Raw genomic sequence first — 15,776 nt, forward strand, 5'->3', positions numbered from 1 at the left:
CGGTCACTAACCAGCCCGTCCGGGTTTTCCTTACCTGCAGCGTGATCCTGATAGGTGGTATGGGATACCACATCATTTTCACCTCCATCGTTCGAGAGCGAGGCACCGCCAATGCCGGGAGAGCCCACCTCCGCCGGTGCGTCTGCTGGTCCGGCGCTTTCTGCGTTTTGCTTTCGAACGCACCACTATTCGTAGCAGAATTATAAGATAGCGATATAAACTACGGGTTATAATGTAATATACTTATAATTGAATTAGCTTTCAAACATATTAGAAAAATTGCAAAAATCATTCCCGCTCCAGCAGTTTCTCCAGCGCCTCCAGCCGGTCTGCCTCGCGCGGCGGTTTGTCCCAGCGTAAGCGTGAAAACCGGGGGAAGCGCATGGCCACGCCGGATTTATGCCGCGTCGAGCGGTTGAGCCCTTCGAAGGCCACTTCCACAACCAGCCCATGGTCAGGCTCGGCCTTTACCGCTCGCACCGGGCCGAAGCGCTCGGTCGTGTTCTCGCGCACGAAGCGGTCGAGCAGCTTCAGTTCTTCGTCAGTGAAGCCGAAATAGGCCTTGCCGACAGGCACGAGGGTCGGGTCGTCCTCCGGCCCGGTCCACACGGCAAAGGTGAAGTCGGAATAATAGCTCGATCTTTTGCCATGCCCGCGCTGCGCATAGACGAGCACGGCATCGACGGTGAAGGGATCGCGCTTCCATTTGAACCACGGTCCCTTGGGGCGTCCCGGCAGGTAAGGGCTACCGTGGCGCTTCAGCATCACCCCTTCGATGATCGGATGCGGCGGCGCTTTGCGAAACGCCGCGAGTTCCTCGAAGCTTGTGAAGGAGACCAGCGGTGAAAGATCGAAACGCCGCGGATCGAGCGTGGCGACGAAGGCTTCGAGCCGCATCCGCCGCTCGCGAAAGGGGAGGGCGCGCATATCCTTGCCCGTATTCTGACTGCCCTCCTGCAGCAGATCATAGGCGCGCACGAAGGCGGGATAATCCGCGAGCTGCTTCGCCGTGACCGTCTTGCGATTGAGCCGCTGTTGCAGATCGCCGAAGGTGCCGGCCACGATGCCGACCTCGCCAAGCCGCCCCACCAGAAGCTCGCCATCGATCGCCCCCTCGAAATCCATGGCCTCGAGAATATCGGGGAAGGCATGGGAGATATCATCCCCGGTGCGCGAATAGATGCGCCGCACGCCGTCCTCCGCCACCACCTGCACGCGGATGCCGTCCCATTTCCATTCCGCCGCATAATCGGCGGGGTCTAATTTGGGAAATTCCGCCTCGTCCAGCGCCGTCGCCAGCATGACGGGGCGGAAGGGCGCCGCCGCCAGATTGGCCGGCCTCGGGGCTCGCCCTTCCAGCCATGCGAAGAGGTTTTCATAAGGTGGCGTCAGCCCGTGCCAGAGTTCCTCGATCTCGGTCACCTCCACCTGCCCAAAATCGGCGAGCGCCTGCTTGGCGAGCCGGGCGGAGACGCCGATGCGCAGTCCCCCGGTGACGAGCTTCAGGAGCGCATAGCGGCCCGAGGCGTCGAGATCGTCGAGCCAGAGCGCGACGAGCAGCGGCCCTTCCCGCCGCGAGGCCTGCGACAGGGCATCGACGATATCGGAGAGCAGCGGCGGACGGTTGGCGCGCCTGCGTTCGGGCGTGGGCCAGATCAGCGAGATGGTTTCGGCAAGGTCGCCGACATAATCATAGGAATAGGCGAAAAGCTCGGGGTCCACCCGTTCGCCCACCAGCGCGCGCAGCATGGCGGGCTTGACGCTGGCGAGGTCCAGGTCGCGCGTGATGGCGGCGAGGGCATAGCCCCGTTCCGGGTCGGGCGTCGCGTGGAAATAATCGACAAGCAGCCGCAGCTTGCCATTGCGCTGCGGCGTCAAAACCAGCCGGTCGAGGAGCTCGGCAAACCCTTCCATCAGTCCCCTTCGTCCTCATAGCCGACGAGGTGCAAAGGCCGAGCGGGAATGCCCGACAGCGTGCACCAGCGCACCAGTGCTTCCTCGCGCCCATGCGTGACCCAGACTTGCGCAGGGCCGATTTCGCGGATCGTTTCCGTCAATTCGTCCCAATCGCAATGGTCGGAGATGATGAGCGGCAGCTCCACGCCCTGCTGCTTCGCCCGCTGGCGGATGCGCATCCAGCCTGACGCAAAGCAGGCGAGCGGATCGGGAAAGCGCCGCGCCCAGCGGTCCACGAAGGCCGAGGGCGGGCCGATGACGATTGCGCCTGCGAAATCCTGCGGCGCGCTCTCTTCCAGCGTTGCTGGCCGGAGTTCGCCCAGATCGATCCCCTGCGACTGGTAATAATCGCAGAGCTTCTGCAAGGCGCCGTGGATATAGATCGGCTTGTCATAGCCCGCCTGCCGGATGAGGCTGATCACCCGCTGCGCCTTGCCGAGCGCATAGGCGCCGACGATATGGCTGCGCTCCGGAAACTGTGTCACCGATTTCATCAGCAGCGCGATCTCATGCGCCGCGTCCGGGTGCCGGAAGACGGGCAGGGCAAAGGTCGCCTCGGTGATGAAGACATCGCAGCTGACCGGCTCGAAAGCTTGGCATGTCGGGTCCGCCTGGCGCTTATAATCGCCGGAAACAACGATGCGCATGCCGTTCTGCTCCACCGCGATCTGTGCCGACCCCAGCACATGCCCCGCCGGGTGAAACCGTACCGCAACTCCGTTGATGGCAAGTGTCTCGCCAAAACGGATGGCCTGTGTCGATCCGGCAAAATTCTCGCCATAGCGCAGCCGCATGATGTCGAGCGTCTCCTGCGTGGCGAGCACATGGCCATGCCCCGCGCGGGCATGGTCGGCATGGCCATGCGTGATGAGGGCGCGCGCCACGGGCCGCACCGGGTCGATGTGAAAATCGCCAGGCGGGCAGCAAAGTCCTTGCGGCGTGGGGCGGAGAAGGTCCTCTGGGCGCATAATGTGAAGATAGGGGCGAAGGGGCCGATAGAAAAGGCTTGCAAAAGCCCGGGTTGAAGATCATATGCCGCGCACCCAACCCCAAAATCTGGCCCTTCATGACGCGCGCTTTCCTTTCCTCCGGCGATCTGATTGCTGATCGCCGTGCCCATTATGCCGAGATGATGTTCGAAGCGGGCGATTATGGAGGAGCGGCGGATGTGATGCGGCAGGCGCTGGAAATCGTGCCCGGCTGGGTGCCCGGCCTTTTCCGACTGGGCGAGATGGAGGAGGAGGTCGGCCATCCGGAAGCCGCCGCCAAGGCTTGGCGCGGCGTGCTCGAGGCCGACCCGGAAGACCGCTTCGGCGCAAGCCTGAAACTGGCCAGCATCGGCCTTGCCGACCGGCCCGACGCGCCGCCCACCGCCTATGTCGAAACCCTGTTCGACGCCTACGCGCCCACTTTCGAGACGGCGCTCGTCGAAAAGCTCGATTATCGCGTCCCCGAGCTCCTTGCCGAAGCCATCGCAAGGGTCGGCACCCGCCGCTACCGCCACGCCATGGATCTCGGCTGCGGCACCGGGCTCATGGGCGAGCGCCTGCGCGCCGTTACCGATTATCTCGAAGGCATCGACCTCTCGGATGCCATGCTGCGCAAGGCCGAGGAAAAGGGCATCTATGACCGCCTCCAAAAGGGCGATGTCAACGAGCTGGAAAAGCCGGATACGCCGGCGGACCTTGTCGTCGCCGCTGATGTGTTCGTCTATGTCGGCGCGCTCGACCGCGCCTTCGCCAATATCGCCGATGCGCTGGAGCCGGGCGGGCTTTTCGCCTTTTCCGTCGAGACGGATGACAGCTCGGACGAAGACCTGCTCCTCCAGCCCTCGCTCCGCTTCACCCATTCCTCCGCCTATATCCGCCGCCTCCTCGATGAGCACGGCTTCGCCCCCATCGAAATGAGCAAGGCAACCATCCGTTACGACCGCGGCGAGCCGCTGACGGGCATCGTGACGGTGGCGCGGCGCCTCTAAAACAAGAACAAAAGTGAACAAACCGCTTGGCGGCGGCGCGGTGGCGCATTAACTTCCTTCGCGTGACCCTGAACGCGAAGCCAGACCCCGCCGAAACGACATTCCCCCTGCCGGAACCATTCCTGAAATGGTTCCGCGACAAGGGCTGGCAGCCGCGTCTGCATCAATTGCAGCTTCTGGCCGAGGCGGAGCGGGGCCGGTCGATGCTGCTGATCGCCCCGACAGGCGCTGGCAAGACGCTGGCGGGCTTTCTACCGTCGCTGGTCGATCTGACGCGGCGGACGAAGCGCAAGCCGGGCATGGCCCCGCGCGGCATTCACACGCTCTACATTTCGCCCTTGAAGGCGCTTGCGGTGGATATTCACCGCAATCTCGGCATCCCCGTCGAGGAGATGCAGCTTCCGATCACGATTGCAACGCGCACCGGCGACACGCCCGCCCACAAGCGCCAGCGTCAGAAGCTCGCGCCGCCGGACATTCTGCTGACGACGCCGGAACAGCTCGCGCTCCTCCTCGCCTCGAAGGATGCGGAGCGTTTCTTTGCCGATCTGCGCTATGTCGTGCTCGATGAATTGCACTCGCTGGTCATCTCCAAGCGCGGCCATCTCCTGTCGCTTGGGCTGGCGCGATTGCGGCAATTGCAGCCCAAGCTGCAAACCGTCGGCCTGTCCGCCACGGTGGCGGAGCCGGACGAATTGCGCCGCTGGCTGGTGAGCCAAGACGAAACAAAGCCCATGGCCGGGCTGATCACCGTGGAAGGAGGGGCAAAGCCCGACATTTCCATCCTTGAATCCGCCGAGCGCATCCCCTGGGCGGGGCATTCGGCCCGCTATGCCTTGCCGGATATCTACGAGGCGATCCGTGCCCACCGCACCACGCTGCTCTTCGTCAACACGCGCAGCCAGGCGGAAATGTTGTTTCAGGAACTCTGGCGTATCAATGAGGATACGCTGCCCATCGCGCTCCATCATGGCTCGCTCGATGCCGGGCAGCGGCGCAAGGTCGAGCAGGCCATGGCCGGAAACAGCCTGCGCGCTATCGTCGCCACCTCGACCCTCGACATGGGCATTGACTGGGGTGATGTCGATTTGGTCATCCATGTCGGCGCGCCCAAGGGCGCGAGCCGCCTTGCCCAGCGCATCGGCCGCGCCAACCACCGCATGGACGAGCCGAGCCGCGCCATTCTCGTACCCGCCAACCGCTTTGAGGTGATGGAGTGCCGCGCCGCGCTCGACGCCAATTATCTGGGCGCACAGGATACACCGCCTCTGGCGGAAGGTGCGCTCGACGTGCTGGCACAGCATGTGCTGGGCATGGCTTGCGCCGCGCCGTTCGATGCCGACGCGCTTTACGCCGAAATCCGCACCGCCGCGCCCTATGCCGATCTGCCGCGCGAGACCTTCGACCGCATTCTCGACTTTGTCGCGACCGGCGGCTATGCGCTGAAGAGCTATGAGCGCTTCGCCAAGATCCGCAAGACGGCTGACGGCACCTGGCGCGTCAGCCATCCGCGCATTGCCCAGCAATATAGGCTCAACATCGGTACCATCGTCGAAGCGCCGGAGCTGAATGTACGGCTGACCAAATCGGGGCGCGGCAAGGCCTATGGCGGGCGGGTGCTGGGCAAGATCGAGGAATATTTCCTTGAGAGCATGACGCCGGGCGACACCTTCCTCTTCGCGGGCAAGGTGCTGCGCTTCGAAGGCATCCGCGACAATGAGTGCATCGCCTCCAATGCCGCCGGGCAGGATGCGAAAATTCCCATCTATGCCGGCGGTAAATTTCCGCTCTCGACCTATCTGGCAGGCGAGGTCCGCGCCATGCTGGCCGATCCCGCTCGCTGGGATGCGCTGCCAACCCAGGTGCATGAATGGCTGGACATCCAGCGCAGGAAATCCATCCTCCCCCAAGCGGGGGAACTGCTAGTCGAGACCTTTCCGCGCGGGTCACGCTATTACATGGTCGCCTATCCCTTCGAGGGCCGGCTCGCCCACCAGACGCTCGGCATGCTCTTGACGCGGCGACTGGAGCGGGCGAGGGCGCGGCCCCTCGGCTTCGTCGCGACGGATTATTCGCTCGGCGTCTGGGCGCTCAATGATCTGGGCCGCATGTTTCGCTCAGGCGAGCTGCCACTTAGCCAGCTTTTCGACGAGGACATGCTGGGCGACGATCTCGAAGCATGGATGGATGAAAGCTATCTCCTGAAGCGCACCTTTCGCAATTGCGCCGTTATTTCCGGGCTGATCGAGCGGCGTCATCCGGGGCAGGAGAAGACCGGGCGCCAGGTGACGGTTTCGACCGATCTGATCTATGACGTGCTGCGCACCCACGAGCCGGACCACATCCTGCTCAAGGCCACCCGCGCCGACGCCGCTACTGGCCTTCTCGACATCCGCCGCCTGGCCGATATGCTCGCGCGCATCAAGGGCCGAATCGTCCATCGCGACCTCGAGCAGATTTCCCCGCTGGCCGTGCCGGTCATGCTGGAAATCGGCAGGGAATCGGTGGCGGGCGAGGCGAATGACGTGCTTCTGGCCGAAGCCGCCGATGAACTGATCCGCGAGGTAATGGGAGACATATGACCGTAATGCTACGCATGGGAGAGGGGCATGGCGCGGCAAGGGCGGCCATCGCAGGCGTGGAAGCGTTATGCGACCCCGCAGGCGCGCTCTATTTCCCCGACATGCGGCTGCTTGTCGTCTCGGATTTGCATCTGGAAAAAGGCTCCTCCTTCGCCCGGCGCGGCATGCTGCTGCCGCCTTATGACACCGCCGCCACGCTCGACCTGCTCGCCGCCGTCATCGCTCGCCATAATCCGGCGATCGTGGTGAGCCTCGGCGATAGTTTTCACGATGGCCAAGCCTCCGCCCGCTTGCCTGCGCCTTATGTCTTCAGGCTGAAGCATCTCATGGCCGGACGCGAATGGATATGGATATCAGGCAACCACGATCCGGAAAGCCCGGTGGACTTGCCGGGGGATGTCGCCGATGAGCTGGCATTCGGGCCCCTCATCTTCCGCCATGAGCCGCAAAAAGGCAGCGCACCGGGCGAGATCGCCGGACACCTTCACCCGGCTGCCAAGATCATCCGCCGCGGCCGCTCCGTCCGCCGTCCCTGCTTCGCCAGCGACGGCGAGCGCCTGATCATGCCCGCCTTCGGCGCTTATACGGGTGCGCTCAACGTGCTGGACCGGGCCTTCCGCGGGCTGTTCGCGGAGGAGCGGTTTCTGGCGTTCATGCTGGGAAGCGACAGGGTCTATGCGATCCGGCGGGGGATGCTGGTTGGGGGGTAGGGGGAGGGAGGGCGCCCGGCTCAATCCTTCCTGAACAACAACCTCCCGAACCACCCCGTAAACACCGCCAGAAACACAGCAAACAAACCATATAAAAACCCATGGTTCTGCGCCGCATCATAGATGCGATACTCGAGCCCCGCCTTGATGATCTGCAGGCTGGTGTCCGCCTCGCGTAAAAACGTGCCGTTGCGGAACAGGAGCGCGCGGGCCTTGTGCCGCCCCACCGGCACATTCGCGGGAAGCGAGAGCGTGGCGCGGAAGAGGGTCGGTGAGATGAACTCCACGCCGCCGACGCGCTGGGTGTAGAGCCCGTCCCGCGTTTTCATCTCGCGCAGTTGCTGATCGAATTGCCTGATGTCCTCGGGCGGGTTTTCCGACGCAACCGCCGCAAGGTGGAAATTGTCGACGCCGATCGAAAGCTGCTGGTAGACCTTTGGCTCAGCGATGTCCTGCAGGCTGCGGGTCGAGGCGAGGGAATAGGAGAGCGGCACGCCGAGGAAAGTCTGCGATTCCGCATTCACCCACACGCCGAGATAACGGCTCTTCTTGCGGATGACGAGATCGCGGTCGGGGCCTTGCAGGACGACGATGATGTCATAGCGCCCGTGCCGCCTGACCAGCGGGTCGGCATTGTCGAGCGCGCCGAAGATGGTGAGGTCCGTTCCTCGGAAATTCGAGGTGATGGCGATGGTTTCCGTGGAAAGGCCGATCTCGATCGTCTCGGCTTGCTCGGGGGCGCCGGCGGCGACCTCTTCCAGCTGTGCTGTCTGCGCAAAGGCGGGCACGGCCGCAAGAAGAGCGACGCTCGCAGCCAAGATTGGAGAGGAAAGGCGGCGGGCAGGCATCGGCTTACCCGTTCGCAAGGGATATAGAGAACAGATTGTCCGGCCTGATGAACAGGCTGAAGGCGAGGCGCAGCGCCACCGCGAGCACGAGCAGGGCAAGCAGGAGGCGAAGCTGTTCGCCGCGCAGCTTCTGCCCGGCGCGCGCGCCATATTGCGCGCCGATCACGCCGCCCAGCATCAATAGCAGCGCCAGCACGATATCGACCGAATGGTTGGTCATCGCCTGCATCACCGTGGCGAAGGCGGTGACGAAGGTGACCTGGAACAGCGACGTACCGATGACGACATTGGTCGGCACGCGCAAGAGATAGATCAGCGCCGGCACCATGATGAAGCCGCCGCCCACGCCCATGATCGCGGCGAGCACGCCGATGAGGAAACCGAGCCCCAGCACGGGAATGACGCTGACATAGATCTTCGAAGCGCGGAACCGCATCTTCAGCGGCAGCCTATGCACCCAATTGTGCTGGCCGGGCCGCTTCAGCGTGGCGGTCTGCCCCTGGCGCACGCGCTGCAGCGCCCGCCAGCTCTCGATCAGCATCAGCCCGCCGACCGTCCCGAGCAGGATCACATAGAGCAGCGAGACGATGAGATCGAGTTGGCCGAGTTCGCGCAGCAGCGAGAACAGATAGATCCCGACGAGCGAGCCGACGAGCCCCCCCACAACGAGAAGTAGCCCTAGCTTGATATCCAGCGTGCGGCGCTTGAAATGGGCGAGCGCCCCGGAAACCGAGGAGGCGATGACCTGGTTGACCCCCGTCGCCACCGCGACCGCCGGCGGGATGTTGTAGAAGATCAGGAGCGGCGTGATCAGGAACCCGCCGCTGACGCCGAACATGCCCGAAAGAAAGCCGACCGCCGCCCCCATGCCGAGAATGACCAGCATGTTGACCGATATTTCCGCAATGGGGAGATAGATGCCCAATTCCGAACCCGGTGAATGCATGATCCATAACCGAAGGCCAGCGCCGGCAAAGCCGCGGACTTTTCGGCCGGATCATACGGATGAAACAACGCCTTGGCGACGCAACCCGCCGGCATCTTGAAAATCAACTAAGCGTTACCGGGATAATCTCGACGGAAAAAGGGCGCTGGCCCGAGAGCGCGCTTTTTATGCCAACATGCGGCAGAATCATCACATTTTCGGCCTTCCTTTCCTTCCCCCTTGCGGGGAAGGTGGCCCAAAGGGTCGGGTGGGGGTGGTGACGTTTGCGCTTGCTTCGAAGAATGTAGCGCATCCGTCACCACCCCCATCCGCCCGCTGACGCGGGCACCTTCCCCGCAAGGGGGAAGGAGGGAGCCGTACCTACTGCTTCGCCGCCATTGAAAGCTGCTGGTTCTGCTTCAAGAGCGCCTCCACCAGCGGCTGATCGACATCGCCGGTGGGCTTCATGCCATTGGCCTTCTGGAAGGCGGCGATGGCCTGGCGGGTTTTGGCGCCCATCACGCCATCAGGCGTGCCGGCGTCATAGCCGCTGCGGCTGAGGATGAGCTGGATGTTGCGCACGGCCTTCTTCATGTCCACTGTGCCCGTTGTCATGGGCTGGCTTTCCAGCCATGCGTCCGGCACGTCAACCGAATTGGCGGCCTCATTGAGAGGTTTTGCCTTCCATAGCGACACCATCCCCTTGGCGCGCTCCAGCTGCTCCGGCTTCAGCGACCCTGCGATGGCGTCGCGCTTCTGCTCCGCGTCCTTGTCGCCCGATTGGGCGGCGAGCGCGAACCATTTGTAGCTCTCTTCCAAGTTCTGCGGCATTCCCAGGCCCTTGGCGGCGAGGATGCCGAGATTGAACTGGCTGTCCTTCACGCCAAGCTCCGCCGCCTTGATGAACCAGCGTACGGCATTGTTGTTGTCAGGCGTGCCGTCCGGCCCCATGGCGTAGAGCACGGCGAGATTGTGCATCGCGCTCGCATTGCCCTGCTCGGCGGCCTTCTGGTACCAATCCCTGGCCTTTGCCGTATCGCGTGGCATGCCAAGGCCCTTTTCGTTGAAATTGCCGAGCCGGTATTGCGCCGGAGCAAAGCCCTTGGACGCCGCAAGCTCATACCACTGCGCCGCCTTGGCATAGTCGCTCTGGACGCCGCGTCCGTCCGTATAGCGGTTGCCGATCTCGAACAGCGCCTTCGGGTCGCCGTTTGCCGCGGCCTCGCGCAAGGCCTGGGGACCGGCTTCCTCAGGAATTTCAGGAATTGCGGCCTGTTGTGAGCCCGTATCGGCCTGTGCCGGGGCGCTGGTTTCAGGAACCGGAGCGGTCGCCTCGGCCTGCGGTGCCGGCTCCGCCGGCTCAGGCGCGGCGGTTGCCGCCCGCGTGTTGAGCATTACCGTGTCGGCGGGCGCGGAAGGCGCCGGCTGTTCGGCTGGCGTCTCGGGCGTGACGGCGCGGGGTTCCGCGTCCGGCTGCTTTTCCGGTACGGCGGCGGTGCTGCGCGTGTCGAGCGAAGGCGCGGCGGCGGGCGCTTCGGTTACATTGGCGGCGTCGCCAAAATCGCCCTGCCGGTCGTCCCGCGCGAGGAAGGCGGTGCCCACCTGCAATCCGGCCATCGCGATCATGATCGCCGCGATGGCCATCAGGATGGGCTTGCGCTGTCGCTGGAGAACGCCGCCCGACGCCGCCCGCTTCTTCGCCTGCGGCTTCTCGGCTGTCTTCTTCAGGCGCTCGGATTCTGCCGCCGCCGCTTGCGCGGCCCGGCGCGCGGCGATGATGTAATCCGCCTTGCCCGCATCGCCAGGCGCTTCGCCGCCGCGCTCGCGGCGCTCGTCGCGTACCCGCTTCAGGATCGTGTTGAGATCGGGCATTCCGGAGCCCGGCTCCAGCGGCTGGTTGGCGAGCTTGATATCAGCTTCATCGAGCGGCTCGGCGATGGCGTCCATTTTCGTCATGGAGTCAAAGCCTGGTTCCGCCTTCTGTGCGCCCTTGGCCGTTTCGGCCTTCACGTCGCCATTGCTCCGGCCTTTGACGGCTTTCGCCAGGCCGCCGAACATGGATTTGCGGCCCTCGCGTTCGCTTGCCTTGGGCGCGGCCCGGCCGTCGCTCTTGAGGGCCGCGAGCGCTGCTTCCGCCGCCGCCGCGGCGGGCGAGCGCGGCATGGCCTGGGTTTCGCTTTCGAAGGGCAGGGGAGCCGTGGAAACTGCACTCTTGCGTGGCAGCTCTATCGGGGCGCTACCGGGCTTCGCCACTTCTTCTTCGAGCCGTCCGAGCCGGTCGACGATTTTGATGAGCGTGTCATGGATCGTCTCGAAGGTCCGGCTGCTGCGCTCATCCGTCCGGCGGGTCAGCGCTTCCAGCGACTTCAGATCTTCCGCGAGCTGCCGCGCGATTGCCGCATCGCCCGACGAGCCGTTCTTGACCACATGGCGGATTGCGTCTTCCGCCGCCTGCCGCGCCGCGTCGAGCATGGTGTCTCGGCTCGATTTGAGCGACCGCTCGATGGAATCGAGCCGCTGTTCCAGCACAGGCATACGCGGATCGGGCTTCGCCAGATGGCGGGCGATTTCCGCCACTTGCGCCTCGAGATTGCGGAACACCTCATGCCCCGGAAAGCTCGTATGCATGGCCGATTGCGCGGCGGCATTGACCGAGAGCTGCTGCGAAATGTCTTCGAGCCGGCCTTCGAGGCTTTCGATCAGCCGTGCGTCGTGGAGGCTGCCGGTGTAATGGTCGTCGAGCCGCTGCGCCAGTTCCTCGAAGCGGCGGTCGATCTCGCGGATGAAGGTCGGGTCCGGCATGACGGAGCGCTCTTCCGCCGCCTCGATCTGCCGCGTCAGGTCCGCCAGCCTCTCCTCGATGCGCTCCAGCCGCCGCGCCTCGTTCGGGTCCGGGCGGCGGGACATGCTGGTGGAAAGGATCGCCCGGCTGATCTCATCCAGCCGCTCATCCATCTGCCGCATGAAGGCGGGCGCGTTGAGGTCGCCATGCCCATGTCGCTGTTCGAAGGCATCGAAGCGCTCGTCCAGCGAATCCCAGCGGTGGGTCAGACGGCGCAGGGACTCTTCCCGCGCGAGCGTCTGTACAGTGCGTTTCAGTTCGCCGATTTCGTCATGCAGGTCGCTGCGATACGGCCGCGGAAAGATGCTTTCCTCGTCGGCGTAATAGGAGCGCTCGGCCGGTGCGCGGACCGAGTCCAGTCCCTTGAGCCTGCTCTCCAGCTCTTCGAGCGTGCGGTTCAGCCCATCCAGCGATGACGGCGCCCGGCGGGTGCGCTGCGCATTGAGATCCTCGAGAGGGGAACGCTGGTTTTTCATCAAACTGCCCGCTTTGCAAACTTTCTACGCCGCCACGACCTGAGGTCGCAAGCCCGTGGAAAAAGATTACGAATCTCTGACCACGGATTACCGACCCGATAGCTTTGTCAAAACGTGGTAAACAACCCGTTAATCCCTGTTTAAGCCATTGCGGAAATATCCTCCCGCCTCCAAATAAATTGGGAGGCGGCGCTTGCAATCCAAAGCTGATTTGGCTATTCGGCAACCGGGGTGCGGAATCTGAATTGGCGGGCTATCTGCCCGCTGCAATGGGGAAATTTGCGTTCCGATGGCGGCATCACGCGGATAACGACAGCCTTGGCTGGCGCTATGCTGCTTCATGTCTGTAACGCGTTCGGATTGGGCGAGAGATGAGGAAAGCTGGAGCCTTGCGAAGGTCCAAACTGGAAAACGAGACTATGAACGACCACAAGGCCGTTGACTCTCCTGCCACGGTTCTTTTCATGGAAGAGCGGAACGATGTTCCGGAAGACAAGGCGTTCCGCATCGGCGATCTCGCCAGTGAATTCGGCGTCTCGCTGCGCACCCTGAGGTTCTATGAAGACAAAGGCCTGCTCAATCCGCGCCGCGCCGGAACCACCAGGCTCTATACCCGCAGCGACCGCACCCGGCTCCGGCTCGTCCTGTTCGGGCGCAAGGTTGGCTTCACCCTCCGCGAGCTGAAATATCTCATCGATCTCTACGAGCCTGACGGCTCCAACATGCGCCAGCTGCGCGCGGTTCTGGACAAATCCACCCGCCAGATCGCCCGCCTGGAAGAGCAGCGCGCCGCGCTCGATGAATCGATCGCCGAACTGCGCGAAGTGGTCGATTATGTCTTGGGCAAGATGGGCGTCGCGCAGCAGGCTGCGGTTTCGTGAGGAAGGGTGCCGGCGATCAGGTTGCGGTAACTCAAGTTCCGAACCGGCGCTCGATCATATTGACCCGTTCTTTAAGATTGTCCAAATCCAGAATAAGCTTTTCCAGTTCGGAAGCGTTGCGCACGCCGTCTCGAATGGCGTTCATCACCTTGGTTTCGAGGCTGAAAATATCCTTTCTGAGGGCGCGAATCTCCAGGGAATCTTGATCGAGGTGATTTTCAATTTCATCGAGGCGGCGAACGATAGCGTCAAAGCGCTTGTCGATAGCATTAAAACGATTCTCTATGGCCTCAAAACGCTTGTCGATAGCATCAAATCGGTTTCTAAAATCCGCTAATTCAGCCTTAATGGCGTCTATCTCTTCCTGAAGCCTCAACTGACCGCGGGTAAGCTTCACCAATTCCGCATCGATACGGTCAAATCTGGCATCATATTTTGCAATATATCCGATGATGGTCTGCTGCGTCTCGATCACCGAGCCGAGGGCATGAAGCACTTTTTGCAGTTCCTCAGACATCACAATCCCCTGATGGGTTAATGTGGACAATATGATCCAGCCGGTTGCAAAAGACAACGTGATTGCGATGGGCTTGTTTTTGACGTTTACGAAAACGTCAAAATTGTCTAATATCCGCGCCTAATACGCCTTCCGGGTTGATGAGTCCGAGCCCGGTCCCCTGCTATCGCATGATTATGGAGGAAATTGATGCCGAGCTACCGCGCGCCCGTCGAAGACACGCTTTTTATCCTGAACGATGTTCTGGGCTATGAGCGCTATGACAATCTTCCCGGCTTTGCCGATGCCTCGCCCGATGTGGTCGAGGCGATTTTGCAGGAGGGCGCGAAGCTGGCGGAAAACACGCTGTTTCCTTTGAACCAGGTCGGCGATCACCAAGGCTGCGTGCGCAACGATGATGGCTCGGTAACGACGCCGAAAGGCTTCAAGCAGGGCTACGACCTCTATTGCCAGGGCGGCTGGCTGGGCCTTGCCGTCCCCGCCGAATATGGCGGGCAGGGGCTGCCTTACGCGCTGCATGTGGCGGCGGGCGAATATATGTCGTCCGCCAATATGGCGCTGATGATGTATCCGGGCCTGACGCAGGGCGCCATCGCCGCGATCCTGACTCATGGCACGGAAGAGCAGAAGCAGGCCTATCTGCCGAAAATGGTCGAGGGCGTCTGGACCGGCACCATGAACCTGACCGAGCCGCATGCCGGCACGGATCTGGGCCTGCTGCGCACCAAGGCGGTGCCCAATGGCGACGGCTCCTACAAGATATCGGGGCAGAAGATTTTCATCTCCGCCGGCGAGCACGATATGTCGGAGAATATCATCCATCTGGTGCTCGCCCGCATCGAGGGCGCGCCTGATGGCACCAAGGGCATTTCGCTGTTCATCGTGCCGAAATTCGTTCTTGACGAGAACGGCAATCCGGGCAAGCGCAACGGCGTTTCCTGCGGTTCCATCGAAGAGAAGATGGGCATTCACGGCAATGCCACCTGCGTTATGAATTATGACGAGGCGACCGGCTATCTCATCGGCGGCGAGAACAAGGGCCTGCGCGCCATGTTCACCATGATGAACGAGGCCCGCCTCGGCGTCGCGCTGCAGGGCCTTTCGATTGCCGAAACCGCCTATCAGAACGCGGCCATCTATGCCCGCGAGCGCCTGCAGGGCCGGGCGCTCTCGGGCGCCGCCGAGCCGGAGAAGAAGGCGGACCCCATCATCGTTCATCCCGATATCCGCCGCTCGCTGATGACCATCCGCGCCTTTAACGAGGCGGGCCGCGCGCTCATCCTCTGGACGGCGCTCAAGGCCGACATCGCCCACCGCTCACCGGATGAAGCTGAGCGCCAGGCAGCGGATGATCTCATCGGCTTGATGACCCCGGTGCTGAAGGGTGTTCTGACCGACAAGGGCTTCGACCATGCGGTCATGGCGCAGCAGGTCTTCGGTGGCCATGGCTATATCGAGGAGCATGGCATGAGCCAGTATGTGCGCGACGCGCGCATCGCCATGATCTACGAGGGCGCCAACGGCATCCAGGCGCTCGACCTCGTCGGCCGCAAGCTCGGCGCCAATGGCGGGCGCGCCGTCATGGCTTTCTTCAAGGAAGTCGGCGATTTCTGCGAGGAGAACCGTGCGAACGAGCAGCTCTCCTTCTTCACCAAGCATGTCAAGAAGGGTCTTAACGATCTGCAAAGCGCCACCATGTGGCTGATGCAGAACGCGATGGCCAAGCCCGACAATGCCGGTGCCGCCTCGACCGATTATATGCATCTCTTCGGTCTCGTTTCACTCGGCTACATGTGGGGACAGATGGCGAAAGCCGCTCAGGAGAAGCTCGATGCCGGCGCGGGCGATAAAAAGGCTTATTTCGAAGCCAAGCTCGCCACCGCCCGCTACTATATGGAGCGCATCATGCCCGAAACCGCCTTGCGCCTCGCCCGCATCCAGACCGGCGCTGATACGCTGATGGCGCTGCCGGCGGAGGCGTTTTAAGTTAGATTACCGGGTACGCTTCTACCAGGCGCACCCCCCTCTGCCCTGCCGGGCATCTCCCCCACAAGGGGGGAG

11 protein-coding genes are annotated in these 15,776 nt (G+C 62.8%); 5 read left to right on the top strand and 6 right to left on the bottom strand.

Features of this window, described 5'->3' with window-relative positions:
• Window positions 1-288: 288 nt before the first annotated feature.
• Both ACOWVG_RS00375 and ACOWVG_RS00380 read right to left on the bottom strand, forming a co-directional pair.
• The gene (locus ACOWVG_RS00375) at window positions 289-1,914 is read right to left on the bottom strand and encodes a cisplatin damage response ATP-dependent DNA ligase (RefSeq protein WP_420959376.1); all 1,626 of its coding nucleotides are present in this window, start codon (window positions 1,912-1,914) and stop codon (window positions 289-291) included.
• Window positions 1,914-2,924 carry a ligase-associated DNA damage response exonuclease gene (locus ACOWVG_RS00380; protein ID WP_420959377.1) on the bottom strand — a complete coding sequence of 337 codons (1,011 nt, stop codon included), beginning with the start codon at window positions 2,922-2,924 and terminating at the stop codon, window positions 1,914-1,916. Before ACOWVG_RS00380 ends, ACOWVG_RS00375 begins: the two co-directional genes overlap by 1 nt.
• Window positions 2,925-3,022: 98 nt before the next feature.
• Between ACOWVG_RS00380 and ACOWVG_RS00385 the strand changes: the two genes are divergently transcribed.
• From ACOWVG_RS00385 to pdeM, 3 genes are all read left to right on the top strand, one after another.
• Window positions 3,023-3,934 carry a methyltransferase domain-containing protein gene (locus ACOWVG_RS00385; protein ID WP_420959378.1) on the top strand — a complete coding sequence of 304 codons (912 nt, stop codon included), beginning with the start codon at window positions 3,023-3,025 and terminating at the stop codon, window positions 3,932-3,934.
• A gap of 62 nt (window positions 3,935-3,996) precedes the next feature.
• Complete coding sequence (locus ACOWVG_RS00390) at window positions 3,997-6,516, top strand: ligase-associated DNA damage response DEXH box helicase (RefSeq protein WP_420959379.1); 2,520 nt, start codon at window positions 3,997-3,999, stop codon at window positions 6,514-6,516.
• On the top strand, window positions 6,513-7,226 hold the full coding sequence (gene pdeM / locus ACOWVG_RS00395; RefSeq protein WP_420959380.1) for a ligase-associated DNA damage response endonuclease PdeM: 714 nt from the start codon (window positions 6,513-6,515) through the stop codon (window positions 7,224-7,226). Before ACOWVG_RS00390 ends, pdeM begins: the two co-directional genes overlap by 4 nt.
• A 20-nt stretch (window positions 7,227-7,246) precedes the next feature.
• On the opposite strand, the gene ACOWVG_RS00400 is transcribed toward pdeM, so the two are convergent.
• The 3 genes from ACOWVG_RS00400 to ACOWVG_RS00410 all read right to left on the bottom strand — a co-directional run bounded on the left by ACOWVG_RS00400 (window position 7,247) and on the right by ACOWVG_RS00410 (window position 12,317).
• On the bottom strand, window positions 7,247-8,074 hold the full coding sequence (locus ACOWVG_RS00400; RefSeq protein WP_420959381.1) for a TIGR02186 family protein: 828 nt from the start codon (window positions 8,072-8,074) through the stop codon (window positions 7,247-7,249).
• A 4-nt stretch (window positions 8,075-8,078) separates the two neighbouring features.
• Window positions 8,079-9,020, bottom strand: coding sequence for a sulfite exporter TauE/SafE family protein (locus ACOWVG_RS00405; protein WP_420959383.1), 942 nt, complete (start codon window positions 9,018-9,020; stop codon window positions 8,079-8,081).
• Window positions 9,021-9,380: 360 nt separating this feature from the next.
• The gene (locus tag ACOWVG_RS00410) at window positions 9,381-12,317 is read right to left on the bottom strand and encodes a peptidoglycan-binding protein (RefSeq protein WP_420959384.1); all 2,937 of its coding nucleotides are present in this window, start codon (window positions 12,315-12,317) and stop codon (window positions 9,381-9,383) included.
• Between the two features lie 464 nt (window positions 12,318-12,781).
• Between ACOWVG_RS00410 and ACOWVG_RS00415 the strand changes: the two genes are divergently transcribed.
• The gene (locus ACOWVG_RS00415; protein WP_420960133.1) at window positions 12,782-13,198 is read left to right on the top strand and encodes a MerR family transcriptional regulator; all 417 of its coding nucleotides are present in this window, start codon (window positions 12,782-12,784) and stop codon (window positions 13,196-13,198) included.
• A 31-nt stretch (window positions 13,199-13,229) separates the two neighbouring features.
• On the opposite strand, the gene ACOWVG_RS00420 is transcribed toward ACOWVG_RS00415, so the two are convergent.
• Window positions 13,230-13,715, bottom strand: coding sequence for a hypothetical protein (locus ACOWVG_RS00420; protein ID WP_420959385.1), 486 nt, complete (start codon window positions 13,713-13,715; stop codon window positions 13,230-13,232).
• Between the two features lie 189 nt (window positions 13,716-13,904).
• On the opposite strand from ACOWVG_RS00420, the gene ACOWVG_RS00425 reads away from it, so the two are divergent.
• Window positions 13,905-15,701, top strand: coding sequence for an acyl-CoA dehydrogenase C-terminal domain-containing protein (locus tag ACOWVG_RS00425; protein ID WP_420959386.1), 1,797 nt, complete (start codon window positions 13,905-13,907; stop codon window positions 15,699-15,701).
• The last annotated feature ends 75 nt before the right edge of the window (window positions 15,702-15,776 follow it).

Source organism: Brucella sp. IR073 (assembly GCF_049065735.1).
Classification (GTDB): domain Bacteria; phylum Pseudomonadota; class Alphaproteobacteria; order Rhizobiales; family Rhizobiaceae; genus Paramesorhizobium.

Bases quoted from the DNA above. Each gene is read 5' to 3' on its own strand.
- ACOWVG_RS00380 (WP_420959377.1), bottom strand. From the start codon at position 2,924: ATGCGCCCAGAGGACCTTCTCCGCCCCACGCCGCAAGGACTTTGCTGC.
- pdeM (WP_420959380.1), top strand. From the start codon at position 6,513: ATGACCGTAATGCTACGCATGGGAGAGGGGCATGGCGCGGCAAGGGCG.
- ACOWVG_RS00415 (WP_420960133.1), top strand. From the start codon at position 12,782: ATGGAAGAGCGGAACGATGTTCCGGAAGACAAGGCGTTCCGCATCGGC.
- ACOWVG_RS00375 (WP_420959376.1), bottom strand. From the start codon at position 1,914: ATGGAAGGGTTTGCCGAGCTCCTCGACCGGCTGGTTTTGACGCCGCAG.
- ACOWVG_RS00425 (WP_420959386.1), top strand. From the start codon at position 13,905: ATGCCGAGCTACCGCGCGCCCGTCGAAGACACGCTTTTTATCCTGAAC.
- ACOWVG_RS00420 (WP_420959385.1), bottom strand. From the start codon at position 13,715: ATGTCTGAGGAACTGCAAAAAGTGCTTCATGCCCTCGGCTCGGTGATC.
- ACOWVG_RS00410 (WP_420959384.1), bottom strand. From the start codon at position 12,317: ATGAAAAACCAGCGTTCCCCTCTCGAGGATCTCAATGCGCAGCGCACC.
- ACOWVG_RS00400 (WP_420959381.1), bottom strand. From the start codon at position 8,074: ATGCCTGCCCGCCGCCTTTCCTCTCCAATCTTGGCTGCGAGCGTCGCT.
- ACOWVG_RS00405 (WP_420959383.1), bottom strand. From the start codon at position 9,020: ATGCATTCACCGGGTTCGGAATTGGGCATCTATCTCCCCATTGCGGAA.
- ACOWVG_RS00385 (WP_420959378.1), top strand. From the start codon at position 3,023: ATGACGCGCGCTTTCCTTTCCTCCGGCGATCTGATTGCTGATCGCCGT.